Here is a 23,592-nt window from a genome sequence, read left to right as displayed (position 1 = left end):
ACCGTCGGATTGCAGTCCCGCGCGCATCAGTACGCCCCCTGCCCGTAGAGCACCGCACGCAGCGTCTTCCACAAGATCACCGTGTCCAGGGCGAGCGACCAGTCCTCCACGTACCGCAGGTCCAGCCGGACCGCCTCCTCCCACGACAGGTCGCTGCGTCCGCTGATCTGCCACAGGCCGGTGAGTCCGGGCTTGACCAGCAGCCGTCGCCGGATGTCCGGGCCGTACTCGGCGGACTCTTCCGGCAGCGGAGGCCGCGGGCCGACGAGCGACATCGATCCGGTGAGCACGTTGAACAGCTGCGGGAGTTCGTCGACCGAGTACCGGCGCAGCACCGCCCCCACCCGGGTCACCCGCGGATCCCGGCGGAGCTTGAACAGCGGGCCCGCGCCCTCGTTGAGGTCGGCGAGCGCGGCACGGGCCCCGTCCGCCCCGGCGACCATGGTGCGGAACTTCAGGATGGTGAACTCGCGGCCGTCCTTGCCGACCCTGCGCTGACGGTAGAACACCCCGCCACGGCTGTCCGCCAGCACGAGCAGCCCGACGCACACCATCAGCGGCGCGAACAGCATCAGCAGGATCGCCGCGCCCGTCCGGTCGACTACTCCCTTGACCGCCCGGCGGCCCCCGGTGAAAGTCGGCATGCTGACCCGCAGCAACGGGATCCCGAGCACCGCGTCGACGTGCAGCCGCGGGCCGGCCACCTCCATCAGCACCGGGGCCACGACCATCTCGGCGTCGCTGCCTTCGAGGTTCCAGGCCAGCCGCTGCAACCGGTCCGGTGACCAGTGCGGGTCCGGTGTGACCGCGACGACGCGGTAGCCGTCGCGGCAGACGTGGACCGCGACGTCCGCCAGCCGGCCGACGACCGGCACCCCGTCCAGTTGGTCGCCGTCGAGCCCCAGGCCGTCCGGAGTGCACACCGCGTCCACCCGCCAGCCGAGGTGCGGGAACTTACGGGTCCGGGTGATCAGGTCGCGCACGGTGGCCGGGCTGCCGGCGGCGAGCACCGGTCTCAGGCACCGTCCCTCTTTGCGCTGCTTGTGCAGCCCTAGGCGCAGCAGATACCGCGCGGTCATGGTGACGACCGCGATCGCGGGGATCGCGACGAAGATCCAGAGCTTGATGTTGCGCGAGGTGAGGGCGATCCCGCCGAGCGCCAGCAGGACGGTCGCCGCGAACAGCGAGCGTCCCAGCCGGCGGAACTCCTCGGCGCCCTGGCCGAGCACGGCGGGAGCCCAGGACCGGCTCACCGCGAGCGCCCCCAGCACCAGCAGCTCGGTGCCGAAGGCGAGAATTCCCCATTTCTCATGCCAGTTGGCCGCGTCCCGGGCCCCGAAGAAGTTGCCGACCGCCGCCACCACGAAGGCGGTGGCCACGGTATCGCTGGTGATCACGGTACGGCGGTACCGCTGCTCCCAGTCGAGCGCGGGCTGTCCGATCGCCCCGTTCGCCAGCCGCCCGCCCGCTGACGGTAACGGGCTGACTAATCCCCCTTGCCGCACAGAACCCCCCAAGGTCCCCAGTGGTTCGACGTGTTCGCCTCGCACTGTTGCTCCCCCCGGGAGGCCCCCGCCTCCCGCACTGTTCCTCTCCTCGTCGATCGTCTCGGGAGGTCCCCGCCCCCCGTGCCGCGCTGTTCCTCGCCTCGGGAGGCCCCCGCCTCCCCGCGCATGAGTTTCCGGCCGTGCAGAGTCGCCTGAACGAGCTGTGTGCATGCGGTACTTGAACGGCCCCGCCCTGGCGGCAGCGGACTCGCGTGCGCTGCCGGACTCTCGAGGTGCGCGGGAACCCGCCGGAACCTCGGGTGCTCCCCGCACCCGGGACCCCTGTCGGGCTCCGAGAACTGATCATCCCCATGTCTGGCGCAAGGGACGCGACTGCTGGCTTTCCGTAGCGCCGGACCTATAGATCGTTTGTGTTCGCCTCGTGTCCGAACGGCTGAAGCACGGTCAATCTAGACCATCGGGGCCGGTATTGAAGAGGGGGCGTGGGTAATTTCTGCTCAAGCTTTGAGACAGAATCGGACGATCGGTGACCGCCTGCGGACGGGGTGTCGCGACCGAGGCGGCTTGCCCCCGGTCGAGGCGGCCACGCACGCCACCAGAGCGCGCTTACCGTCCTCGGCGGCGTCCCGATTCCTGACGGCGCCGGCCACCTCGGTCATGGCGTCCCCCACCGAACGACGCTGACCTGCGCCGACGCGCCCGCCGTGTCCCGCGGCCGATCCTCCCGCGTCGAGGGAAAGCCCTCACTGCCGAGGGCGCACGGAGTCAGCGGCCGAAAGCGGCCCGGATGACGCCGCCTTCACGCCGTGGGGGGGGGGGGGGGGGGGGGGGGGGGGGGGGGGGGGGGGGGGGGGGCGCGGGCGGCCGGGGCCCCCCCCCCCCCCCCCCCCCCCCCCGCCCCCCCCCGGCCCGCCGGCCCCCCCCCCCCCCGATCCGGCACAAGACCGGCTTCCGACATCAGCCCAGAAGCTGACTCTGGAGCATCACCGTCTGCTGAAAGGGGATCGCGGCAGCGGCTCCCTTGCGCGTCTGAACGACCAGCGCGTAGACGTCTCCCGCGCCGATGTGGGCGAACCGGACCTGCTCGGCCCCGTACGGCTCGGTCTCGGCGTAGGGGAGGTGTTGCACACCCGCCACCGCGGCCCGTTCCGGGAAGTCCTCGTCGTATGTCACCTCGTCGGTGCCCCGGACCTGGTGGACGGGGGTGATGAAAGCGACGGCCTCACTCGAGAGCAACTTGTCGACGGCGACCCCTGTGCCGAACCGCAGCAGGTAGACGCGGGTCCGGGTGCCGTCCGGAGTGGTCCAGCCGCGGGCCGCGATGTGCCGCAGGCCGTAGTCGACGAGATGCTGGCCGAGTTCCTCGCGGTCTTCCGGCAGCGCGTACTCCGCCAGGTAGTCCTTCGTCTCCAGCCAGCCGTCCTGGCCGCGCAGCGTCTTGTCCTCCGTGGCGCCCTCGGGGGCGGGCAGGAGGAGGGCGCGCAGGTCGGCGTGGTGCGTTCCGGCCGGATTCGACTCCGCGAACGGCGCGGGGCTGCCCGACGGGAGCGGCGGTCTGGTGAGCGTGGGGTAGTCCCAGCGCCCGTCCGACTTCGTCGTCAGCCCCGGGACGTCCGTCCGCTCCATCTGGGTGATCCCATACGCGGTGGCCGTGCCGAACGCCGCGAAGACGGCGAGGGCGGCGGTCCACCGGAACACCGCCCGCAGCCGGCGGCCCCGGGCGGGGACGGCCGACGCGGGGACGATGTTTTGGGCGGACGCCGGAGCCTCGGCGATGCCTGGGGTCTCGGCGGTCTCGGCTGGCCCTGCGGTCCCTGCGATGCCTGCGGCCCCGGCGATCCCTGCGGTCTCTACGGACTCAGTGGCACCGGCGGCATCCGCGGTCCCCGCGGTCCCCGCGGTCCCTGCGACATCCGCGATCCCTGCGGTCTCCGCAGTCTCCGCGATCCCTGTGGTCTCCGCGGTCTCGGCAGTCTCCGCAGTCTCCGCCGTTTCGGCCGTCCCCGCCGCCTCGGCCGTCCCCGCCGCCTCGGCCGTCCCCGCCGCCTCGGCCGGCTTTGCCGTCCCCGGGTCCGGGGTCGGCTCGTCTGGCGGGGTGGTGAGTTGCTGTTGCTCGGTCATGCCGCGGCCCCCGGTTCCGCTATGCGGTCGAGCTGGGTGCGGAGGAACTCCGCGACCTCACCGGTGTCGAGCGGCTTCGCTCCGTCCGCTCGCGCGGTGACCAGTACGTCTCCCACGTAGGCCGAGCAGAACATCCTGTCGAGGTCGGCCTTGGCGTTCTCGGGCGGCAGGAAGCACCTGGCGTTCTTGTGGCCCTTGATCTCCGGACCCTTTCGGAAGACCTTTAGGGCGTCCAGGAACTCGCTCTGGAACCTGGCGATCTCACGCACCGCGGCCGAGCTGTCCAGCTGTGACAGCACGACGCTCAGCGCGAAGACGCCTTGATTGTGGTGGGTGTATTGGTCGGTCGGCCGGCTGTAGTAGCTGCGCATCGCCATGCCCTGGATGCGCTGCTTGTCGATCTGCTCCTCCAGTTGTCTGCGCTGGGACCGGGGCAGGTCGCTCAGCGACTTCTTGCGCAGGGCAGTGGCCTGGGCCCCGCTGAGTTGAGCGTCCGAGCCGAACTCGCCGAGGTCGGGCCCCCGCGTCCAGCCCCCGTTCCCTCCGTACGGCAGCAGCATTCCGCCGAGGCCGCCCTGCGGGGCCGCCTTCGCCTGCTCCGCCTTGGCATCCGGGAACTGCCAGGCAGGCGCGCCCGCGTCCCGGTCGGCGTCCCGCACGGCCACGACCGTGGTGCCGACCCCGGCGACGACAGCCGCGGCGAGCAGCGCCGACCCGGCGGCCATGACGACGCGCCGCCGTTTGACGGAGCGCTCGGCAGGGACCGGCTCCGCGATCTCCGCGGCGGTGTCGCCCGGTTCGACGGAGTCGGCGGGCGTCGACGACGTGCTCTCCTTCTCGCTCACAACCGCTCCATCTGGCGCTCGGCCAAGTCCAAGATCGTCTTCTTGCTGATCGGCTTGGTGTCGTCGACCCACACCTCCAGGGCGATGTCACCCCGCCACGCGTGCGCCTCCGCACGGTGGTACGGCAGGTCTTCGGACGGGGCATGGACGTACGCCATGCCTTCTCCGGTGCCGGGGATGCTCCAGCTCTCGACGTCGTGGTCGCGCTCCACCCAGAGCTGGGCCTCCGCGCTGGCCTCGTCGGCGGCCATCGTCTCCACCTGCCGGAACTGGATGAGCCTGATCTCCACCGTCTGCGTGCTGCCGACCCTCCAACCGGTGACGGCCGATCGCCGGAACTCCTTTCCGATGAGCTCGGGAAAGGCATAGCGGGGCTTGCCGAACGTAGCGGCGTAGCCGGTCAGGTCCTGCCAGCCGTCGGCGTCCACCCAGTCGACGTCCTTCGCGCCGCGCGGCTTCTTCAGCAGCAGCTTGCGCAGGTCGCCGTCGGTCTTCAACTTGGGGTCCTGCGCGGCCGACAGCGGCTCCGGGCCGGGCCCGTCCCCCTGCGCGAGCACCGGCTGGGACAACGGCGGCAGCGCCGTGGGTTCGCGGTCGGCCTGGACGAGATAGCCGGTGCAGGTTCCGGCGACGACGCCGAGCACCGCGGCCATGATGATCACCGGCACCGTCCGGCCCCGCCGACGGATCCGGGATGCGGCCGCCGGCCCGACTGCCGGTTCTTCTGCCCGTACGGGCTCTTTCACAACGCCCCCTGAGTACGTGAAGCGCGCCTTCCTGCGGCACGCTGCACAGGAGACTCATGATCAACACCAACAGTTGTACGGGAGTTGATGACGATTCGGGCATGCCGAGAAAGCTTGTGATCAAGGGCTGCCCGGTGTTCTCTCCTCCCTTACGCAGTACGAGTGAATGAACCGATGGTTTCGTTCGGGAGGGTGTCCGGTCTTCTACGGTTCCTGGATGGATCGGAGGGCTGCGGGGGAGTCCCTGCGGGAGGGGGACCGGTGGGACGGGGCACCTGGTGTCGGGGTGGGGGAAGTCGCCGTGCGCGGGCATCGGGCGGGTCGCCGCCGGTGGAGCTGGTCGCGGACCTGGGGTGCGGTGGGCGTGACATGTCTCGTGGGTGCGGCGCTGACGTTCGGCGTGGCGTGGGCCGCCGGCAGCGGGGTGGCGCACCTGGCGGCTTTCGGGCCGTCCGCCGGCTGCTGGGTGTTGGCGGTCTCCTTGGTGCTCCGCGCCAGGGGAACGAGCCGACGGGTGCGGACGCGTGTGCTGCTGTTGGGAGGTTCCGCGGTGGCCGGAGGCGCGTACCGGGGAGCGGTCGTCGTGCTGTCGGCTCAGCCCGCGGCCTCGGGGTCGTACGCGCGATCGTTGCTGGGCTCGGTGGTGGTCACCGGAGTGACGCTGACGGTCGGCCTGGGGATGGCCGGTCTGGTGGTCGCGGCCGATGCCGGTACGGGTCGGCTCGTGCTGCTGCGGCGTCTTCTCGACGGGGTCGCCACCGCCGGGGCCGTGTTCATGACGGGATGGGTGCTGCTGCGCGGGGCCGGTGACGGCTGGCGGCCGGGGACGGGGCTGACAGGCGTCCTGTGGGCAGCGGAAGTCGTCTTCCTCAGCTTCCTGTTCGCCCTGCGGCGTCTCGTACGGAGCGACCGGAGAGCCACCGTGTGGGTCGGGATCACCGGGCTGTTTCTCATGCTGGTCGGCGACACCCTGCGACTGTGGACGGTCGGCCCGTACGACCCCGGGTCGATGTCCTCTCAGCTGGCCGACACCTGCGCCACCGCGGGACTCCTGGTGGTCGCCGTCAGCCCGTGGACGCCCGGCGGGGCGAGCGCCCTGGGCACCGCTCACCCCGCGCTGCGACGGGGGATGGAGGGTGCGGCGGCGTTCATTCCCCTGACGGTCTGCACCGTCACGGCGCTGGCCTGCGTGCTGGCGCCACCGGCCCGGGACCCGGTGCCCCTGCTGGTCGGCGGAACGGCGTTGCTGAGCCTCTGGGCTCGCCAGAGGTTCCTGCCGAGCCGGAACACCGGCCACGACGACTGAGCCCGCCCGTGGCCGCCCTCCCCGTCAGAGGTCACGGACCTCGTGTCAGTGAACGGCCGGTTTCCGGGGGCTCACTCGTCGGACGGGGGGGAGCAGCCGGCGGTACGCCGGGCAGCGGGCGAGGAGTTCGTCGTGCGGTCCGGTGTCGACGATGCGGCCCTCTTCGAGGAGGACGACGGTGTCGGCGGTGCGCAGGGTGGAGGGCCGGTGGGCGACGAACAGGGTGGTGCGGCCGGTGCGCGCGGTGCGCATGGCCCGGTCGACCTCGGCCTCGCTCTCGGCGTCCAGGCTGGAGACGGCCTCGTCGAGGACCAGGACGGGCGCGGCGGTCAGCAGGGCGCGGGCGATGGCGACGCGCTGGCGCCGGCCGCCGGAGAGGTGGGCGCCGCGTTCGCCGGCCCGGGTCTCGTAGCCGTCCGGGAGGTCGCCCACGATGACCGCGCAGCTCGACGACTACCCCGAACTGCACCAACGGACCAGTGCTCCGACTCCTCAACGGCCGACGCGAGGACGACCTCGTCCGGCTGGAGCGGTACGCCGTCGAACTCGCCCTCCGAAGGGGGCTGTTGCGCGCCACCCGACCCGAACTCCAGCCAGGCCGAGTGGAGTCGGCCGCCGTTCGCGAAAACCGCACCGCCGTCCAGGTCCTCGTGCGCGGCTACCGTTGGTCCTGCGGTCTCACCCCGCTCCCGGCCCTGGCCGACGCCGGGCGTGGCCGCGCTGTGAGAGCTGATCGCCGACGCCGAACAGCTCAACACCCACCTACGGCAACGGGGTTACCCGCTCCGCTGGGTCTCCCGCCCCGTGTGGACGGCCGGGATCGCCCCGACCGTGGTCGCGCTGACCTACGCGGCGCTCAGCCGCGACCCCGCACCCGACGACACGGCCCTCACCCCCGGGGACGACGAGCGCACGGTGGCAGAACCCCAGTGAGCGACACCGCCGGCACCACCGCAACCACGGTCCCGACGGACCCCACTTCTCCCGCACCCTCTTCCTCCCGGACGCCGCCCGGGACGGCGAGGGAGAACCGGTGGCCCACCTCGCCGCCGTACGGGAACGCCTTTGGGCCGCCGCCTCCCTCCTGCCCTGGACCGTCGAGGCCGGCTTCGAGGTGATCGAAAGCATCCCGGCCGTGCCCCGGGACGACGCCTCGGGGCGGATCGACGCCGAGATCCTGGTCCTGACCCCCGAGTAGAACCGAGCGCTCAGCGCAGTCGGCGCGCGCGCAGCACCAGGTCGTCGTGGTGATGCGCGCCGGCCCCGCCCTCGGGCGCCATGCGGGGCCGTTGCTCGTGCACCTCCACCTCCCAGTCGTCGTCGAGCAGCTCGGCGACCATCGAGGGCCAGACGTAGTCGGCCGGGTCGAAGCCGCTGTCCTGCGCGCTCCGGGTCTCCATGCCCGCGTGGTGGACGAGCAGCAGCACGCCGCCGGGCGCGACGGCCGCGAGGAGCGCCCGCTCGGCCGCCGCGTCGGGGGTGCGGAGCAGCGCCGGGTACTGCGCGGAGACCAGGTCGAAGGAGGCCGACGGGAGCGCCGCACCCGTGAGTTCGGCGTGCACCCAGGTGACGGCGACGCCGGCGTCCCGCGCGTGCCCGGCCGCCCGCTCCAGCGCCACGCCCGAGACCTCGATCGCGGTCACGTCCCAGCCGCCGCCCGCGAGCCAGACGGCGTCCGCGCCCTCGCCGCAGCCGACGTCGAGCACCCGCCCGGGTGTGAGCCCGGCGATCTCGGTCACGAGCGCGCCGTTGGGACGGCCGCTCCACAACTGCTGCCGGTCGGCGTACCGGTCGTCCCACTCCGCCCGTACCGCGGGGTCTCCGACGTATCCGTCGGCGGGCGTGGGGATGCCGGACGCGGGGGAATCCGCTGCGATGGGGGAATCTGCTGCGATGTAGTCGGTCACGGGCCCACCGTCGCCCACCCCGCCCCTGGCCTGCCACTGAAGTTGCCGGTTCGGCAAAACGGCTTTCCTCTTCTCAGGCTCGCCCGTGGTGGGTGAGGCGCCGGGCGGGCTTCCGGGCTGCCATGGAGGTGGCGGCCGGTCGGTCGCGGTCGCTGCCTGTTCGGCGCCCACCGGCGTCCCGGGCCGACTCGGCGAGGTGGACACCGTGAGGCACTGGAGCGCGCTGATCGCCCTCGGGACGGCCCAATTTCTGATGGTGCTCGACACTTCCGTCATGAACGTCTCGATCAGCCAGCTGGTCGAGGACTTCGACACCGAGGTGACCGCCATCCAGGGCGTCATCACGCTGTACGCGCTGGTCATGGCGGCCTTCATGATCGTCGGGGGTCGGTTCGGGGACATCGTCGGACGCCGCCGCGTCTTCCTCCTCGGGCTCTGCGTCTACGCCACCGGATCGGCCCTGACCGCCGTCGCGCCCACCCTGTGGGTCCTCGCGCTGGGCTGGTCGGTCATCGAGGGGCTGGGCGCCGCGCTGGTGCTGCCCGCGATGGCCGCCCTCGTCGCCCAGTCGTACCGCGGCCGGGACCGGGCCGTCGCCTACGGCGTCATCGGCGGCCTGGCCGGTGCCGGGATCGCCGTCGGGCCGCTGCTCGGCGGCTGGGTGACGACGTACCTCACCTGGCGGCTGGTCTTCGCCGGGGAGGTCGTGGTCGTCCTCGCGGTGCTGTGCTTCCGCAAGGTGATCACGGAGGCCCCCCGCACCGCCGGGCCGCGCCCCCGGCTGGACGGCGTCGGGGCCGCGCTGTCGGCCGTCGGCCTGGCGCTCGGCGTGCTCGGGGTCCTCCAGAGCGGCACCTGGGGCTGGGTGCAGCCCCGCAACCCGCCCTTCACCGTCCTCGGCTTCGCCCCGACGCTGTTCGTCATCGGCGCGGGCGTGGCCGTGCTGGCCCTCTTCGTGCACTGGGAGCGGCGGTGCGAGGCCCGCGGCGCGGACCCCCTCGTCCACCTCCCGCTGCTGCGCCGGCCCGCGCTGCGCTCGGGCCTGATGGTGCTGCTCGCCCAGAACCTCATCCTGCTCGGGCTGTTCTTCACCATCCCGCTGTATCTCCAGGTGGTGCAGGGCTTCGACGCCTTCGAGACGGGCCTGCGGCTGCTGCCGGTGTCCATCACCATGCTGATCGCCTCGCTCGGGGCCGCGCCGCTCGGGCGGCTGGCCGGACCGCGCCGGGTGGTCCGGGCGGCGCTGGCCACCCTGACCGCGGCCGTCGTGTGGCTGCTGGCCACCATCGACCCCGTCATCGACGACACCCAGTTCGCCTGGGCGATGGCCCTGCTCGGCCTCGGCATGGGACTGCTCGCCTCGCAGCTCGGCAACGTCGTCCAGTCCAGCGTCGGCGAGACGGAGCGCAGCGAGGTCGGCGGACTCCAGTTCACCGCGCAGAACCTCGGCTCCGCCCTGGGCACCGCGCTCATCGGCTCGATGCTCGTCGGCGCCCTGGCCCACGCCTTCACCGCCCAGGTCGAGGACGACCCGCGCCTCTCGGAGCAGGCGAAACAGCAGACCGGCGTCGCCCTGGAGGCCGGCATCACCTTCGTGCCCACCGAGCAGGTCCGCTCGGCCGCCCAACGCGCCGGGCTGCCGCCGGCCGAGGTGGACGCCGTCACCGAGTCCTACGCCGCCGCTCAGCTCGACGGGCTGAAGGCGGCGATCCTCGCGGCCGGCGGCATCACCCTCGCGAGCTTCCTCGTCACCTCGAACCTGCCGACCCGGCGCACCGGCGCCGCCCAGCCGCCGTCCCGCGTCGGCGCGGGGACCGGGGCGGCCGACTAGGCGTGAGGCCCGCGAGGCCCGCCGAGACCCGCGAGACCCGCGAGACCTGCCGAGACCTGCCGAGACCTGCCGAGACCTGAAGGAGGCCGCGATGACCGACGCCGGACGCGTCACGGCGCGTACGCGCGCCGCCGAGCGCCGCGCCCACGCCGACTGCACCGGCGGCGTCTACGGGTCCATGCTGGCCGCCTCCGTGATCGTCGGGGCCGGCAGCCTGGGCTCGTTCCCGCGCCTGGAACTCGTCCTGCTGCTCCTGCTCACCGGGGTGTCCTTCTGGATCGCGCACGTCCACGCCCAGGTCTTCGGCGCGCGCCTGGCCCAGCGGACCCCCGACCGGCATGTCGTGCTGCGGGTGTGCCGCGAGGAGTGGCCGATTATCAAGGCCGCGGTGCCGCCGGCCCTCGCCGTGGCCGTCAGCCCGTTGCTGGGCCTCGACCTCACGGGCACCCTCTGGCTGGCGCTCTCCGTGGCCGTCGCGGGACAGGTGGGCTGGTCGTCGGTCGCGGCCCGCCGTGCCGGGGCGAGCTGGGGCCTGGTGGCCGTCTCCGCCGCGGTCAACCTGATGCTCGGCCTGCTGATCATCGCGTTCAAGCTGTTCGTGACGCACTGAGGCGTTCGGCCGCGTATCACCTGTACGGGGTGAGGCCCGGTCCGCCCGTTCGGACGGACCATCGCAGGGTAGGGGCGCAGCCCGCCTGTCCCAGGCCACCCGGGGGAGAGCAGCCGATGCGCTACGAGATCCGCGTCGACGGACACATGTCGGAGACGCTGACCAGGGCCTTCCCGGAGCTGGACCATGTGATGATGTCCGGTCAGACGGTCCTGTTCGGTCACGTCGTCGACGAGGCGCACCTGTACGGACTGCTCGCCCGCTGCCAGTCCCTCGGCCTCCGCGTGCTGGAGATGCGGCAGCTGCCCGAGTGACGTCACAGGGCCTCGGCCGACGCAGAAGGCCTCGGCCGACGGCAGAGGCCCTCGGTCGACGTCAGAGACTCGCGGCCGACGTCAGAGGCTCTCGGCGCGGACCCTGCCGGCGTGGACGGCGGCGGCCAGCGCCTCGAAGTCCCGCTCGTTCTGATCGGCGTACGCCTGGGCGAACCCGGCGAGCGCCCGGTCGAAACGGTCGCTGCCGCCCAGGTAGGCGGCGATCGCGACGGGGTCGCCGGACCGGGCGTGGGCGCGCGCCAGGCAGGCCCCGCACAGCCGCGCGAACAGCCGCAGCAGGCCCGGGTCCATGGTCTCCGGCCGGGCGATGCCCTTCCAGTCCCGCAACTGCCGTACGTAGAAGTCCCGTTCCCGCCCGTCCAGGCCCACCGTGCGGGTCCAGCCCAGGAAGATGTCGCTGGACGTCTGGATCAGCCGCTGCCCCGACACCACCCGACGGCCCTGGTTGTCGTAGCGCTCACCGCTGGTGTGGGCGGCGAGGACCGACTCCTGCGCCTCCTTGGCCTGGAGCAGCAGCGGGTCGTCCTCGTCCCGGCCGAGCATCAGCACGATCCAGCAGCGGGTGCCGACGCTGCCGACGCCCACGACCTTGCGGGCCACGTCCACCAGACGGTACCGACGCAGCAGATGGCGGCGCTCGGACGACAGGGTGCGCGCGTACCCGTCCAGGACGGTCCGCAGGCCCTTCTCCTCGTCGCCGGGGTCGCTCATCAGGTCCCGCAGCGGGGTGATCAGCGGCGGGTCCGGGGTGATGCGGCGGCCCTCGGCGGTGACGCGGGTCAGCTTCTCGAAGGCCTGGAGGTGCGTGCGGGTGCGGGCGCGCGCGGTCGCCTCGGCGGTGCGCCGCCGGGCCTTGCGGTTCATCGACGAGGCCAGCAGCTCCTGCATCCGGTCGGCGTCGTCCTGCGCGTACCAGACGTCCAGGGTGCGCATGCCGGCGAACTCCCGCATGCGCTGCCGGTACGCCTTCACGCACGCGTGCACCGCGTCGTCCTGCTCCTCGGCCGAGAAGCCGTTGGCCCGGCCGGCGATCACGAAGCTCGCGGCCAGCCGCTTGACGTCCCACTCGAAGGGGCCGTCCAGGGTCTCGTCGAAGTCGTTGATGTCGAAGACGAGATGACGCTCCGGGGAGGCCAGCAGGCGGAAGTTGAGCAGGTGGGCGTCTCCGCAGAGCTGCACGGTGAGGCCCGTGTTGGGCACCGGGCCCAAGTCCGTCGCCATGATCGACGCCGCGCCGCGGTAGAAGCGGAACGGGGATTCGAGCATGCGGCCGTAGCGGACCGGTATCAACTCCTGGAGCCGGGACGTCGACTGACGCTCTATCACCTCGACGGGGTCGGGTCGCCCCTGCTCCGCCTCGAACCAGCCGTGGCACGAACGCGGCGCGCGGGCACGGGCGTTCCTGCCGTACGCCGCTCGCTCGTCCGGCGAGAGGGAGGCGGTGAGCACACTCGGTACAGCCATGGTTGCAACCTCCTGGACGTCCCGTCTCCCCGGTCCGGTCGCCGCGGTCCGGTTCCCGGCTCCGGGGGCCCGATTCCCGGGCCGGGGCCTCCGGTCTCCCGGCCCCGGGCCCCCACCCTCACCTCCTCCGTGCCGTGCACGGATCACCCGCTGGGGGTGACCCGGCGGTCGGCCGCGGGCGGGACGCTGGCGAGGCGAGGGCACCGCACGGCGTCCACGCGAGGAGGAGCCATGACCGAACCGCGTGACCCGGTCCCACGCACCGGACCGCAGTCCCCGCCCGACGCGACGGGACCGCAGTCCCCGCCTGCCGGTGAGCCGGGGCCGCAGTCCCAGCCCGCCGTGCAGCCGGGGCCGCAGCCCTCGCCCGCCGGGGCTCCGCCCGGGGATCCGGCACAGTTTCTGGCCGTTCTCGGCCGTTCGTGGCTGTGGATCCTCGGCTCGGCGATCGCCACGCTCGTACCGGGGATCATCGTCCTGGTCTGGCCGGACGGGACCCTGCACGTCCTGGCGGTCCTCCTCGGGCTCTATCTCCTGGCGGCCGGGGTGTTCCGGTTCGTCGGGGCGTTCGAGCGGGACGACCACGGCGAACGGCTGCCCGGTCTCCTCCTGGCCGTGCTGTACGTCCTCGGCGGCGTGCTGTGCCTGCGGAACCCCTTGCAGACCATCGCCGCGCTGTCGCTGATCGTCGGCGCGGTCTGGCTGGTGTCGGGCATCGTCACCCTCTACACGGCCGTCGCCGCCGAGAACCTGCCCCACCGGGGCGTCGTCATCGGCGCGGCGGCGCTCGCCGTCGTGGCGGGTGTCGTCGTCCTGGCTCTCCCCACCGAGTCGGCCCGCGCCCTGACGCGGCTGCTCGGACTGTGGCTCGTCCTCCTCGGCCTGGTCGAGCTGGCCACGGCCCTGGCATGGCGATCGGCGCTGCGGAGGGCGGGGGCAGGGACTGGGACAGGGACAGGGGGCCGGCACGGGGGCAGGGCGGGGCCGGCCTGAGCATCCTCACCCGTCCCGGGTGAGGCGGTCGGCCGGTTGCCGTGCGCACGCTGAGAACGGCACGCACACGCATGTCGGGCCCGCGCCCGCGAGGCCAGAACGGAGGACGGACATGAGTGCGGAGACGTACCTCGCTTACGACTACCCGCTGCTGAGCGCCTTCTGGACCATGCTGGTGTTCTTCCTGTGGATCATGTGGTTCGTCCTGCTCTTCCGGGTCGTCATGGACATCTTCCGTGACGACGACCTGAGCGGCGGGGCCAAGGCCGGCTGGCTGCTCTGCACGATCCTCCTGCCGTTCGTCGGCGTGTTCGTCTACGTCGTCGCCCGCGGCAAGAACATGGGACGCCGCGAGGCGGCACAGGCACGCGCCCAGCAGCAGGCCCTCGACAGCTACATCCGCGAGACCGCCAAGGGCACGGGCGCCGAGGGAGGCGCGAGCAGCGTCGACGAACTCGCCCGGCTCTCGGAGATCCGGGCCCGCGGCGACATCACCGACGAGGAGTTCCGCAAGGCGAAGGAACTGGTCCTGAGCGGTTCGCACAACTGAGTACCGAACGACACCGAAACGAGGCACCGGGATGACAGCCACCCACACCGGGCACACGCCCTCGGCCAAGCAGCAGTGGGCCGAAGGCCTGACCGTCTTCGCCGCCGTCATACTCATGCTCGCCGGCATCCTGGACATCTTCCGCGGCATCATGGGCATCGCCGAGGACGACGTCTTCGTCACGACGCGCAACTACGTCTTCGAGTTCGACCTCACCGCCTGGGGCTGGATCCATCTGATCCTGGGCGCGGTGGCGGTGATCGTCAGCATGGGTCTCTTCCAGGGGGCCATGTGGGCACGGGTCGCCGGTGTGGCCATCGCCGGGCTCATCGTCATCGCCAACTTCCTGTCCCTGCCGTACTACCCGGTCTGGTCCGTCGTGATGATCGCGTTCTCCGGGTTCGTCATCTGGGCGCTGTGCGTGTCGCGCAGCGGCACCGGCACCGGCACCGGCACCGGGGAGACGTTCGACCGCTCACCGCGCAACGCGTGAGCCGGGTACGACGAAGGCCCCAGGCCAGGAAGGCGGTGGAGGATGTGCCGGTGGCTCGCCTACTCGGGCACCCCCGTCCTGCTCGACACCATCCTCTACAGACCTCAGCACTCGCTGATCGACCAGAGCCTGCACTCCCGCATGGGCGTCGAGACGACCAACGGCGACGGGTTCGGCGTCGGCTGGTACGGGCGGCACGTGGACACCCCGGCGATCGTCCGGGAGATCGGCCCGGCCTGGAACAACCGCAACCTGCGGGAGATCGCCGGGCACGTCCGCTCGCCGCTGTTCTTCGCCCACATCCGGGCCTCCACCGGCACCGCGGTGCAGCAGACCAACTGCCATCCGTTCCGGCACGGCCGCTGGATGTGGATGCACAACGGCGCGATCGCCGAGTTCCACCGGATCAGGCGTGAACTGGCCCTGGCCGTCGACCCCGACCTCTTCCTCGACATCGAGGGCTCGACGGACTCCGAGATGATGTTCTACCTGGCGCTCACCTTCGGCCTGGAGAAGGACCCGCCGGCCGCGGTCGCCAGGATGGCGGAGCTGGTGGAGCGCACCGGTCACGAGCACGGGGTGGAGTTCCCGCTCCAGATGACGGTCGCCGTGACCGAGGGGGAGCGGCTGTGGGCGTTCCGCTACTCCAGCCAGAAGGAATCCCGTTCGCTCTTCTACAGCACCCGGGTGGAGACCCTGCGCGCCCTCCACCCCGACATGGCCTTCCTCCGGGAGATCTCCGACGAGACCCGCCTGATCGTGTCCGAGCCGCTGGGCGACCTGCCCGGCGCCTGGCAGGAGGTCCCCGAGAGCACGTACGGCGTGGTGCAGCCGGGCGGCGGCGAGATCCACTCGTTCACCCCGCAGGCGGCGTAGCCCACCGCGTACCGTTCGAGCCCGGCGCCGGACTTCACGACCGGCACCGGGCTCACCGCCGTCGCCGCCGGGTTCCGTACAACCGTCGCCGCGCTCACCGCCGTTGCCGCCGGGCTCAGTGGACGGAGAATCCGCCGTCGACGAAGATCGCCTGACCGGTGACATAGCCGGACCCTCGCCCGGCCAGGAACACCGCGGCCCCGGCGAAGTCCTCCGCCAGCCCGTTGCGTCCCACCATCGTGCGCGCGGCCAGCGCCGCGACCCGCTCGGGGTCGGACGACAGCCGCGCGTTCAGCGGGGTCATGACGAAGCCGGGCACGAGGGTGTTGCAGGTGACGCCGTGCGGCGACCAGGCCTCGGCCTGCGAGCGGGCCAGCGACTCCAACGCCCCCTTGGAGACGCCGTAGACGCCGCTCTGCACGAACGCGCGGTGCGCCTGCTGCGAGGAGACGTGGATGATCCGCCCGAACCCCCGCTCGGCCATGCCGGGACCGAAGCGGCGGCCCAGCAGGTAGGGCGCCTCCAGGTTCACCGCCATGGTGGCGTCCCACACGTCCTCGTCCAACTCACCCATGGGCGGACGCAAGTTGATCCCGGCGGAGTTGACGAGGATGTCGGGCTCACCGAACGCCTCCACGGCACGCTCCGCCGCGGCACGCACCCCGTCGCGCTCGGACAGATCCCCGCTCACCCAGGCGGCCCGGCACCCCTCGGCGGTCAACTCATCGACAGCAGCGACGAGTTCGGGCTCCCTGCGCGCCACGATCACCACGCTCGCCCCCGCCCGCGCGAGAGCGCCGGCGATGGCCCGCCCGATACCGGAACTGCCCCCCGTCACGACGGCGACCCGGCCGTCCAGCGAGAACAGTTCGGAGAGATAACTGTGCGAGATCATTCCCGCACACTAGACGGCCCGGACCCGGGGCGGATCGGGCACCCGGCCGCATCCCTCCTCAGGCGACGGCGGTGCCCTCCAGTTCGACCATCAGGCCGGGGATCGCCAGGCGCGTCACCCCGAGCATCGTGCTGGTCGGGGACACCCCGGCGGCGGCCAGTCTCCCCGCCAGGACGCCGTAGTGCCGGAAGAGCAGATCGACGTCGGTCGTGTAGACGTTGAGGCGGACGAGGTCGGCGAGAGACATGCCGGCCTCGCCGAGCACGGCTTCCAGGTTGTCGGCGCTCAGCGTCAACTGCGCCGCCATGTCGCCTTCGTGCTGCGGCTTGCCGTCGTCGCTCATCGCGGTCTGCCCCGAGAGGTACAGGGTCCGTGTGTGCCCGGAGACGAGCTCGCCCTGGTTGAACCCCAACTCCACCGACCACGGCACCGGGTTGACGGCCGTTCGTTCCATCGCCACTTCAGCTCCATTCAAGTCGTCGCTCATCACACGTCGTTGAGCGTCTGACGCACGTCGTTCAGTGCTCGTCGCTCGTCGCTCGTCACTCGTCGCTCCGACGTCGTGCCGAGGAGCCTTCCAACAATTCATGACACCCTCGGTCATGTATTCGTTAGAGTCCGCGCATGCGCGCCGACCGCTTGGTCTCGCTGGTCCTGCTGCTGCGTCAGCGCGGTCGGATGACCGCGGACACGCTGGCCCGCGAGCTGGAGGTGTCCACGCGCACCGTGCTGCGCGACATCGAGGCGCTGTCCGCCGCCGGCGTCCCGGTCTACGCCGAACGCGGCCGGCACGGCGGCTTCGCGCTGCTGCCCGGGTTCAGGACCGAGCTGACCGGGCTGAACCACGACGAGGCACTGGCCCTGCTCGCCGCCGGATCGGCGCGCGGCGAGCAGGTGTTCGGCCTCGGCCCGGCCCTCGCTTCCGCCCTGCGCAAAGTCGTCGACGCGCTGCCCGAGAGCCACCGGGCCACCGCGAGCGACGCGGCCCGGCGCTTCCTCGTCGACCCGGAGACCGACCTGCTCTCACGCCGGCTGGTCACCGATGACGTGCCCGACGCGACGATGGTCGAGGTCCGGCGCGCGGTGCTCGCCGGACGCAAGCTGCGCATCCGCTACGCGGCCACGGGCCGGACGCCGCAGTGGCGCACGGTGGACCCGATCGGCCTGGTCACCGTGCGCGACCGGGTCTATCTGCTGGCCACGAGAGCCGGCGCGGACCGCACCTACCGGCTGTCGCGGGTGTCGGCCGCCGAGGAACTCCCCGAAGCGGCGGAGCGGCCGGGCCGGGTCGACCTGGACCGGATCTGGCGGGAACGCTCCGCGCGGTTCCTCTCCGGCGGCGACCACCTCACCGTGCTGGTACGGGTGAACCCGGCGCGGCGGGAGGAACTGCTGGACACCGCGCTGGCCGTGCGCGCGGAAGAACCCGAAGCGGACGGCCGGCTGCGCCTCGAACTGACCTTCCAGGACGCGCGCCACGCGGAGTGGGCGCTGTGGCAGCTCGGCCTGGACGCGGAAGCCCTGACCCCGCAGTCCCTGCGCACCTCGCTGCGCGACCGGGCCGCCGCGCTCGCCGCCCGCTACGCGGACCCGTCCTGAGCCGTCGGCTCCTGTCCCGCGAGACCTCCACCCGCCAAGATGGCGGGCGACCATCCACACGGCAGGGGTTGAGGCAGCGGTGACGACTTTCGACGAACGGACCATCGTGCACGCTTTCCGGGACGACGCCCTGGGAGAGCATGACGCCGTCGGTCTCGCCGCGGCGATCCGGCGCGGCGAGGTGTCTCCCGCCGAGGCCGCCCGCGCCGCCGGGGAGCGGGTGCGGGCGGTCGACGCACGGCTGGGCGCGGTCCAAACGCACGTCGACGACCCGGCGACCGCCGCTGCCGCCGCCGCTGCGACGGGCGGCGCCTTCGCCGGGGTGCCGGTCTTCGTCAAGGACAACACCGACTACCAGGGGCTGCCCACGGGCCACGGCAGCGCCGCCTTCCGTCCGAGAGCGGCACGGCGGCACGCACCGTTCACCCGGCAGCTCCTGAGCAGCGGCGTCACGGTGCTGGGCAAGACCCGGCTGCCCGAGTTCGGGTTCAACGCGAGCACCGAGTACGACGGCGCGGAGCCGGTGCGCAACCCGTGGAACACGGGCTGCTCGGCGGGCGGTTCGTCGGGCGGCAGCGCGGCGCTGGTCGCGGCCGGCACCGTGCCGGTCGCGCACGCCAACGACGGCGGCGGCTCGATCCGGATACCCGCGGCCTGCTGCGGACTCGTCGGCCTCAAGCCGAGCCGTGGCCGGGTCGTGGGGAGCGACCTGGGCCGCCGGCTGCCGATCGACATCGTCTCCGACGGGATCGTGAGCCGTTCCGTGCGGGACTCCGCCGCGTTCCTCGCCGCCGCGGAGACGTACCGGGGGAGTTCCGCGCTGCCGCCCCTCGGCCTCGTCGAAGGCCCCTCGGAGCGACGGCTGCGCATCGGGTTCCTGCTGGACTCGCCGAGCGGAGTCCACTCCGACGCGGCCACCCGGGCGGCGGTCACGGAGACCGCGGCCACGCTCGAACGGCTCGGACACACCGTGGAACCGGTGGAGTTGGCCATGGACCCGAACTTCACCGACGACTTCCTCACCTACTGGGGGATGCTGTCCTTCCTCCTCGGCGCCACGGGCCGGACCCTCGGCGCGGACTTCGACCGGCGCCGCATGGACGGCCTGAGCCGGGGGCTGCGCGAGGACTATCTGCGCAAGTGGCGGCGGACTCCCGGCGTGGTGCGGCGGCTGAAGCGCGCGAAGGTGGCGCACGCGGCGGCCTTCCGCCGGCTCGACCTCGTGCTGTCGCCCGTGCTGGCCCACACCACGCCGCCGATCGGCCACCTCAGCCCGACCGTCCCCTACGCGGAGCTGATCGAACGGCTCCTCGCGTACGTGGCGTTCACCCCGCTCGACAACGTCGTCGGCACTCCGTCGATCTCGGTGCCCGCCGCGAGCGCGACGACGGACGGCCTGCCCATCGGCGTCATGTTCTCCGCCCGCCCCGGCGCTGAACGGACGCTCCTGGAGCTCGCCTTCGAACTGGAGGCCGACCGCCCCTTCCGGCGCATCCAGGACCAGTGACAGCGGCGCTGTCCCCGCCTTGTCATCCGAACACTCCCGATATATCGTTGAGGCATCGCGACAGTTCAACGATCGAATGAAACGATCAACTGGAGCGATCGTGTAAACGAAAAGAAACGGAGTGATTGCGATGCGTAACCACGGATTCGAGCGTGGACATCGGCAGGACGGGCCCTTCCGGCGTGGCCGGGGTGGTCCCGACGGGCGGCGTGCGGCCTTCGGGCCCTTCGGGCCGGGTGGTCCCGGTGGTCCCGGCGGACCGGGATTCGGCCCCGGCGGTCCCGGCGGCTTCGGGCCGGGCTTCGGTCCCGGACCCTGGGGCGGCCGAGGGCGCGGCGGGCCCAGGGGGAGGGCGCGGCGCGGTGACGTACGGGCCTCGATCCTGGCCCTGCTCAAGGACCGGGCCATGCACGGCTACGAGATGATCCAGGAGATCGCCGAGCGCAGCGGCGGCGCGTGGAAGCCGAGCCCCGGCTCGGTGTACCCCACCCTCCAGCTGCTGGAGGACGAGGGCCTGATCAGCAGCGCGTCGGAGGGCGGCAAGAAGCTCTTCTCGCTCACCGACGCCGGTCGTACGGCGGCGGAGGAGGGCCCGGACGCTCCCTGGGAGGAGGCCTCGCGCGGGGTCGACTGGGAGGCGCTCGGTGAGATCCGGCAGGCCGGCTTCGGTCTGATGGAGGCCTTCGGGCAGGTCTGGAAGACCGGCAGCAAGGAGCAGCGCGACAAGGCGCTCACCGTCATCAATGACGCCCGCAAGAAGCTGTACCTGATCCTCGCCGACGAGGACTGACGGCGGTCGTCGGGCCGACGGCGGCCTCACGGGGTGAAGGCGCCCCGCGGAGTGATCCGCGGGGCGCTCTCTCGTCCTGTGCGCCCGGCTCAGGTCACCAGCCCGCCCAGCTTGCGCAGCGACTCGTTCAGCGCCGCCCTCCCCGAGTCCTTGAGCTTGCCCGCCATCAGCGACACCGCGGCACCCGTGAACTCGCCGTCGATACGGACCGTCGTCGCCTCGCCGTCGGGGGTGAGGGTGTAGCGCGTGGCGACGTTCACCGCCATCGGGCCCTTGCCGCGGATGGCCAGCAGTCGGGCCGGGGTCAGTTCCGCGACCGTCCACTCCACCTCGGCCGGGAAGCCCATCAGCTTCATGTTCTCCTGGAAGGTCGCGCCCACTTCGAGGCTCCTCGGCCCGCCCTCCGGGAAGCTGGTGTGGGTCGCGTTCCACTCCCCGTACCCCGACCAGTCCGTGAGCCGGGCCCACACCTTCTCGGCCGGCGCCTCGATGCGTGCCTCCGCGCTGACTTCGGCCATACGACCACCTCTTCGTGTCCGGCGACTCGGGCTGCGGTGTCGCGGAACGTAGCCGCAGGGCTGTCAACATTCAATACTGACGAACCGTCAGGAAGTGCGGGGAACAGGCGGCGCGCCCCCGTGCGGGCGAAACGGCCGGATCTCATCCCTGAGGAGGAGATGCCGGCCGCCCTGGTCCACTCAGCGTGGGACGTGAGAATGCTTCCCCTCGTGGATGTCCGATTCCGCCGGAACTGATGGGGTGGGGGTGTGCGACCCCGTATTCCCCGGCAGCCGTCCCCCGACCGGACGGCACCCGCCCAGGACGACGACGCCGGGTGCAGCGCGGAGCTGACGGCGGCGGTGGAGGGCGCGCGCCGCCGGGCGGTCCGGGACGGAGACCGGCAGATCGACACCGCGCATCTGCTGCACTCCCTCCTGGAGCACGACCCCGAGGCCCGCGCCGCCTTCGCCGACGGGACCCAGCTCGCCCGGCTCCTCGGCTACCTCGTCCAGCGCAGCATCGGCTACGGCCTGCGCTGGCAGAACGGCGTCGAGGACTCCGGCGCCCTGCCCGTCGTCACCGCCGGGGAGGACTCCGACGCCCTCCCCGTCGTCACCGCCGTCGAGGGTTTCTCGCCGCTCGCCTCCGCCGCGCTGCACCACGCGCGCGGACGGGCCGGGGGCGCGGGGAAGGCGCGGGGCGTCGATCTGCTCGCGGCGATCGTCGCCGATCCCGCGTCCCGGGCCGTCGAGGTCCTCACCCGTGGAGGCGTCGACCCCCTCGCCCTGCGCGCCCGTATCGAGGACGGCCTCGACGCGTACGCCCCGGGCGGCGGGACCGCCTGCTGACCCCGGGCGCGGGACGGCGCGACCGTCCGGCCGGTGAGACAGGTGTCAACGGGGGTGACGCTCATGTCGTCGCCTGTCATCATGTGCCGGTGCGTACCTCTGTGAGCAGTCAGGGCAGTCGCGGAAAGGGCCTCGGGCTCGGTCTGGCGATCGGATCGGCCATCGCCTTCGGCGGTTCCGGGGTCGCGGCCAAGCCGCTGATCGAGGCGGGGCTCGACCCGCTGCACGTGGTGTGGCTGCGCGTGACGGGCGCGGCGCTGGTGATGCTGCCGCTCGCCGTCCGCCACCGCGCGCTGCTGCGCCGCCGCCCCGCGCTGCTCGCCGGGTTCGGGCTGCTCGGCGTGGCCGGCGTCCAGGCCTTCTACTTCGCCTCGATCTCCCGCATCCCCGTCGGCGTGGCGCTGCTCGTCGAGTACCTCGCGCCCGCGCTCGTGCTCGGCTGGGTGCGGTTCGTGCAGCGGCGGCCGGTCACGCGCGCCGCCGCGTTCGGCGTGGTCCTCGCGGTGGGCGGGCTCGCCTGCGTCGTCGAGGTCTGGGCGGGGCTGAGCTTCGACGCGCTCGGACTGCTCCTCGCGCTCGGCGCGGCCTGCTGCCAGGTCGGCTACTTCGTCCTCTCCGACCAGGGCAGCGACTCCGACGACGGCGCGCCGGACCCGCTCGGCGTCATCGCGTACGGCCTCCTCGTCGGCGCGGCCGTGCTGACGGTCGTCGCCCGCCCCTGGGGCATGGACTGGTCGGTGCTCGCGCACTCGGCGGGCATGGACGGCACGCGCGTCCCGGCCTGGCTGCTGCTCGCCTGGATCGTGCTGATCGCCACGGTCGTCGCCTACGTCACCGGAGTGGTCTCCGTGCGCCGGCTGTCCCCGCAGGTCGCGGGCGTGGTGGCCTGTCTGGAGGCGGTCATCGCGACCGTCCTGGCCTGGGTCCTGCTCGGCGAGCACCTGTCGGCGCCGCAGATCGCGGGCGGCGCGGTGGTCCTGCTGGGCGCGTTCATCGCCCAGTCGTCCGCACCGGGCAAGGGGTCCGGCGCGCCGGTGGCGGGCGGCAGCCCCGAACGCGAGCTGTCCGCTCGCGGGACGGCCGCCTAGCCCACCGGGGCGCTGGTCCCTTCGACCTCCGGCCCCGCCCTCTGGACCTCCGGCCGCCGTCCTCACAACCGGGTGAGGTAGGCCGGGAGCGCCGTGTCGGGGTGCAGGTCGGTGGCGGGCTGCGGGGTGTCGTAGCCCTTGTGCAGCGGGAGGACGCCGGCCCAGTGCGGGAGGGCGAGGTCCTCGGGCTCGTCGTTCACGCCGCCGGTGCGGACCTTGGCCGAGACCTCGTCGAGGGCGATGCGGATCACCGCCGTGGCCGCCAGCTCCTTCTTGTTCGCCGGCCGGGAGTCGGCCGCCCGGCCGGGGACGGCGTGGTCGACCAGGGCGTCGAGCGCCGTCCGCTTCTCCTCCGGGTCGGTCACGTCGTGAGCGACGCCGTGCACCACCACCGAGCGGTAGTTGATCGAGTGGTGGAAGGCCGAACGGGCCAGGACCAGGCCGTCCACGTGCGTCACCGTGAGGCACACCGGCAGCCCCGGGTCGGCCTGCCCCGTCATCCGCAGGGGGCGCGAACCCGTCGAACCGTGCACGTACAGCGTCTCGCCGAGCCTGGCGTACAGCGTCGGCAGCACGACGGGCGCGCCGTCGCGGACGAAGCCGAGGTGGCAGACGTAGCCGTCGTCGAGGATCGCGTGCACGAAGTCCTTGTCGTACGACGCGCGCTGCGGGGCCCGGGTGGGGACGGTGCGGTCGGTCGGGGCGTACGCGGCGGGCGTGGACTGCATGGCGGTCTCCTCGCGGTTGCGGTTCTTTATTGCACTAGTGCATAATTGGCT

Annotated in this window: 25 protein-coding genes; 14 read left to right on the top strand and 11 right to left on the bottom strand. The window is 72.5% G+C overall.

Features of this window, described 5'->3' with window-relative positions; genetic code table 11:
• Nucleotides 1-26 precede the first annotated feature (26 nt).
• The 4 genes from ACFYX4_RS31555 to ACFYX4_RS31540 form a co-directional block, all read right to left on the bottom strand.
• Nucleotides 27-1,505, bottom strand: coding sequence for a sugar transferase (locus tag ACFYX4_RS31555; RefSeq protein ID WP_389340427.1), 1,479 nt, complete (start codon nt 1,503-1,505; stop codon nt 27-29).
• Between the two features lie 960 nt (nt 1,506-2,465).
• Nucleotides 2,466-3,629 (bottom strand): hypothetical protein, encoded by a 1,164-nt coding sequence (locus tag ACFYX4_RS31550; protein WP_389340425.1) that lies wholly within the window; start codon nt 3,627-3,629, stop codon nt 2,466-2,468.
• Nucleotides 3,626-4,474, bottom strand: coding sequence for a hypothetical protein (locus ACFYX4_RS31545; protein ID WP_389340423.1), 849 nt, complete (start codon nt 4,472-4,474; stop codon nt 3,626-3,628). Before ACFYX4_RS31545 ends, ACFYX4_RS31550 begins: the two co-directional genes overlap by 4 nt.
• Nucleotides 4,471-5,142 (bottom strand): hypothetical protein, encoded by a 672-nt coding sequence (locus ACFYX4_RS31540; RefSeq protein ID WP_389340421.1) that lies wholly within the window; start codon nt 5,140-5,142, stop codon nt 4,471-4,473. The genes ACFYX4_RS31545 and ACFYX4_RS31540 overlap by 4 nt, the downstream gene beginning before the upstream one ends.
• Nucleotides 5,143-5,584: 442 nt before the next feature.
• Between ACFYX4_RS31540 and ACFYX4_RS31535 the strand changes: the two genes are divergently transcribed.
• Nucleotides 5,585-6,526: a hypothetical protein gene (locus ACFYX4_RS31535; RefSeq protein ID WP_389340419.1), complete on the top strand. Its 942-nt coding sequence runs from the start codon at nt 5,585-5,587 to the stop codon at nt 6,524-6,526.
• A 45-nt stretch (nt 6,527-6,571) separates the two neighbouring features.
• Here ACFYX4_RS31535 and ACFYX4_RS31530 read toward each other — a convergent pair whose 3' ends face one another.
• The gene (locus tag ACFYX4_RS31530; protein ID WP_389340417.1) at nt 6,572-6,958 is read right to left on the bottom strand and encodes an ATP-binding cassette domain-containing protein; all 387 of its coding nucleotides are present in this window, start codon (nt 6,956-6,958) and stop codon (nt 6,572-6,574) included.
• A gap of 601 nt (nt 6,959-7,559) precedes the next feature.
• Here ACFYX4_RS31530 and ACFYX4_RS31525 point away from each other — a divergent pair.
• Nucleotides 7,560-7,724, top strand: a complete 165-nt coding sequence (locus ACFYX4_RS31525) for a hypothetical protein (protein ID WP_389340415.1) — start codon at nt 7,560-7,562, stop codon at nt 7,722-7,724.
• Nucleotides 7,725-7,734: 10 nt separating this feature from the next.
• Here ACFYX4_RS31525 and ACFYX4_RS31520 read toward each other — a convergent pair whose 3' ends face one another.
• Nucleotides 7,735-8,403 (bottom strand): class I SAM-dependent methyltransferase, encoded by a 669-nt coding sequence (locus ACFYX4_RS31520; protein ID WP_389340556.1) that lies wholly within the window; start codon nt 8,401-8,403, stop codon nt 7,735-7,737.
• Between the two features lie 235 nt (nt 8,404-8,638).
• Between ACFYX4_RS31520 and ACFYX4_RS31515 the strand changes: the two genes are divergently transcribed.
• The 3 genes from ACFYX4_RS31515 to ACFYX4_RS31505 all read left to right on the top strand — a co-directional run bounded on the left by ACFYX4_RS31515 (nt 8,639) and on the right by ACFYX4_RS31505 (nt 11,188).
• Entirely contained in the window at nt 8,639-10,264 is a 1,626-nt protein-coding gene (locus ACFYX4_RS31515; protein ID WP_389340413.1) for an MFS transporter, read from the top strand.
• Between the two features lie 91 nt (nt 10,265-10,355).
• The gene (locus ACFYX4_RS31510) at nt 10,356-10,874 is read left to right on the top strand and encodes a hypothetical protein (protein ID WP_389340411.1); all 519 of its coding nucleotides are present in this window, start codon (nt 10,356-10,358) and stop codon (nt 10,872-10,874) included.
• Between the two features lie 116 nt (nt 10,875-10,990).
• Nucleotides 10,991-11,188, top strand: coding sequence for a hypothetical protein (locus ACFYX4_RS31505; RefSeq protein WP_389340409.1), 198 nt, complete (start codon nt 10,991-10,993; stop codon nt 11,186-11,188).
• Between the two features lie 81 nt (nt 11,189-11,269).
• Here the strand turns inward: ACFYX4_RS31505 and ACFYX4_RS31500 are convergent, their stop codons facing one another.
• On the bottom strand, nt 11,270-12,673 hold the full coding sequence (locus tag ACFYX4_RS31500) for a DUF2252 domain-containing protein (RefSeq protein WP_389340407.1): 1,404 nt from the start codon (nt 12,671-12,673) through the stop codon (nt 11,270-11,272).
• A gap of 231 nt (nt 12,674-12,904) precedes the next feature.
• On the opposite strand from ACFYX4_RS31500, the gene ACFYX4_RS31495 reads away from it, so the two are divergent.
• The 4 genes from ACFYX4_RS31495 (at nt 12,905) to ACFYX4_RS31480 (ending at nt 15,585) form a co-directional block, all read left to right on the top strand.
• Entirely contained in the window at nt 12,905-13,666 is a 762-nt protein-coding gene (locus ACFYX4_RS31495) for a DUF308 domain-containing protein (protein ID WP_389340405.1), read from the top strand.
• Nucleotides 13,667-13,778: 112 nt separating this feature from the next.
• Nucleotides 13,779-14,216 carry an SHOCT domain-containing protein gene (locus ACFYX4_RS31490; protein WP_389340403.1) on the top strand — a complete coding sequence of 146 codons (438 nt, stop codon included), beginning with the start codon at nt 13,779-13,781 and terminating at the stop codon, nt 14,214-14,216.
• 31 nt (nt 14,217-14,247) lie between these two features.
• Entirely contained in the window at nt 14,248-14,709 is a 462-nt protein-coding gene (locus ACFYX4_RS31485) for a hypothetical protein (protein WP_389340401.1), read from the top strand.
• Between the two features lie 42 nt (nt 14,710-14,751).
• Nucleotides 14,752-15,585, top strand: coding sequence for a class II glutamine amidotransferase (locus tag ACFYX4_RS31480; RefSeq protein ID WP_389340399.1), 834 nt, complete (start codon nt 14,752-14,754; stop codon nt 15,583-15,585).
• A 115-nt stretch (nt 15,586-15,700) separates the two neighbouring features.
• Here ACFYX4_RS31480 and ACFYX4_RS31475 read toward each other — a convergent pair whose 3' ends face one another.
• Together ACFYX4_RS31475 and ACFYX4_RS31470 are read right to left on the bottom strand one after the other, a co-directional pair.
• Complete coding sequence (locus ACFYX4_RS31475; protein ID WP_389340397.1) at nt 15,701-16,480, bottom strand: SDR family NAD(P)-dependent oxidoreductase; 780 nt, start codon at nt 16,478-16,480, stop codon at nt 15,701-15,703.
• Nucleotides 16,481-16,538: 58 nt separating this feature from the next.
• The gene (locus ACFYX4_RS31470) at nt 16,539-16,934 is read right to left on the bottom strand and encodes a RidA family protein (RefSeq protein ID WP_389340554.1); all 396 of its coding nucleotides are present in this window, start codon (nt 16,932-16,934) and stop codon (nt 16,539-16,541) included.
• A 170-nt stretch (nt 16,935-17,104) separates the two neighbouring features.
• On the opposite strand from ACFYX4_RS31470, the gene ACFYX4_RS31465 reads away from it, so the two are divergent.
• From ACFYX4_RS31465 to ACFYX4_RS31455, 3 genes are all read left to right on the top strand, one after another.
• Complete coding sequence (locus tag ACFYX4_RS31465; RefSeq protein ID WP_389340395.1) at nt 17,105-18,079, top strand: helix-turn-helix transcriptional regulator; 975 nt, start codon at nt 17,105-17,107, stop codon at nt 18,077-18,079.
• A 79-nt stretch (nt 18,080-18,158) separates the two neighbouring features.
• Nucleotides 18,159-19,586, top strand: a complete 1,428-nt coding sequence (locus tag ACFYX4_RS31460; protein ID WP_389340393.1) for an amidase — start codon at nt 18,159-18,161, stop codon at nt 19,584-19,586.
• Between the two features lie 130 nt (nt 19,587-19,716).
• The gene (locus ACFYX4_RS31455; RefSeq protein WP_389340391.1) at nt 19,717-20,376 is read left to right on the top strand and encodes a PadR family transcriptional regulator; all 660 of its coding nucleotides are present in this window, start codon (nt 19,717-19,719) and stop codon (nt 20,374-20,376) included.
• An 89-nt stretch (nt 20,377-20,465) separates the two neighbouring features.
• Here ACFYX4_RS31455 and ACFYX4_RS31450 read toward each other — a convergent pair whose 3' ends face one another.
• The gene (locus ACFYX4_RS31450; RefSeq protein ID WP_389340389.1) at nt 20,466-20,894 is read right to left on the bottom strand and encodes an SRPBCC family protein; all 429 of its coding nucleotides are present in this window, start codon (nt 20,892-20,894) and stop codon (nt 20,466-20,468) included.
• A 249-nt stretch (nt 20,895-21,143) separates the two neighbouring features.
• On the opposite strand from ACFYX4_RS31450, the gene ACFYX4_RS31445 reads away from it, so the two are divergent.
• Nucleotides 21,144-21,725: a Clp protease N-terminal domain-containing protein gene (locus ACFYX4_RS31445; RefSeq protein ID WP_389340387.1), complete on the top strand. Its 582-nt coding sequence runs from the start codon at nt 21,144-21,146 to the stop codon at nt 21,723-21,725.
• An 83-nt stretch (nt 21,726-21,808) separates the two neighbouring features.
• Nucleotides 21,809-22,813, top strand: coding sequence for a DMT family transporter (locus tag ACFYX4_RS31440; RefSeq protein WP_389340385.1), 1,005 nt, complete (start codon nt 21,809-21,811; stop codon nt 22,811-22,813).
• A gap of 62 nt (nt 22,814-22,875) precedes the next feature.
• On the opposite strand, the gene ACFYX4_RS31435 is transcribed toward ACFYX4_RS31440, so the two are convergent.
• Entirely contained in the window at nt 22,876-23,541 is a 666-nt protein-coding gene (locus tag ACFYX4_RS31435; RefSeq protein WP_389340383.1) for a pyridoxamine 5'-phosphate oxidase family protein, read from the bottom strand.
• Nucleotides 23,542-23,592 lie beyond the last annotated feature (51 nt).

Source organism: Streptomyces sp. NPDC002328, assembly GCF_042890065.1.
Lineage (GTDB): Bacteria > Actinomycetota > Actinomycetes > Streptomycetales > Streptomycetaceae > Streptomyces.
Note: the sequence above shows the minus strand (reverse complement) of the source record. Positions and strands in the feature narration are given on the sequence as shown.

Coding starts and splice junctions, on each gene's coding strand:
- ACFYX4_RS31490 (WP_389340403.1), top strand. CDS start 13,779: ATGAGTGCGGAGACGTACCTCGCTTACGACTACCCGCTGCTGAGCGCC.
- ACFYX4_RS31480 (WP_389340399.1), top strand. CDS start 14,752: ATGTGCCGGTGGCTCGCCTACTCGGGCACCCCCGTCCTGCTCGACACC.
- ACFYX4_RS31495 (WP_389340405.1), top strand. CDS start 12,905: ATGACCGAACCGCGTGACCCGGTCCCACGCACCGGACCGCAGTCCCCG.
- ACFYX4_RS31470 (WP_389340554.1), bottom strand. CDS start 16,934: ATGGAACGAACGGCCGTCAACCCGGTGCCGTGGTCGGTGGAGTTGGGG.
- ACFYX4_RS31485 (WP_389340401.1), top strand. CDS start 14,248: ATGACAGCCACCCACACCGGGCACACGCCCTCGGCCAAGCAGCAGTGG.
- ACFYX4_RS31510 (WP_389340411.1), top strand. CDS start 10,356: ATGACCGACGCCGGACGCGTCACGGCGCGTACGCGCGCCGCCGAGCGC.
- ACFYX4_RS31435 (WP_389340383.1), bottom strand. CDS start 23,541: ATGCAGTCCACGCCCGCCGCGTACGCCCCGACCGACCGCACCGTCCCC.
- ACFYX4_RS31550 (WP_389340425.1), bottom strand. CDS start 3,629: ATGACCGAGCAACAGCAACTCACCACCCCGCCAGACGAGCCGACCCCG.
- ACFYX4_RS31505 (WP_389340409.1), top strand. CDS start 10,991: ATGCGCTACGAGATCCGCGTCGACGGACACATGTCGGAGACGCTGACC.
- ACFYX4_RS31475 (WP_389340397.1), bottom strand. CDS start 16,480: ATGATCTCGCACAGTTATCTCTCCGAACTGTTCTCGCTGGACGGCCGG.
- ACFYX4_RS31465 (WP_389340395.1), top strand. CDS start 17,105: ATGCGCGCCGACCGCTTGGTCTCGCTGGTCCTGCTGCTGCGTCAGCGC.
- ACFYX4_RS31450 (WP_389340389.1), bottom strand. CDS start 20,894: ATGGCCGAAGTCAGCGCGGAGGCACGCATCGAGGCGCCGGCCGAGAAG.
- ACFYX4_RS31455 (WP_389340391.1), top strand. CDS start 19,717: ATGCGTAACCACGGATTCGAGCGTGGACATCGGCAGGACGGGCCCTTC.
- ACFYX4_RS31500 (WP_389340407.1), bottom strand. CDS start 12,673: ATGGCTGTACCGAGTGTGCTCACCGCCTCCCTCTCGCCGGACGAGCGA.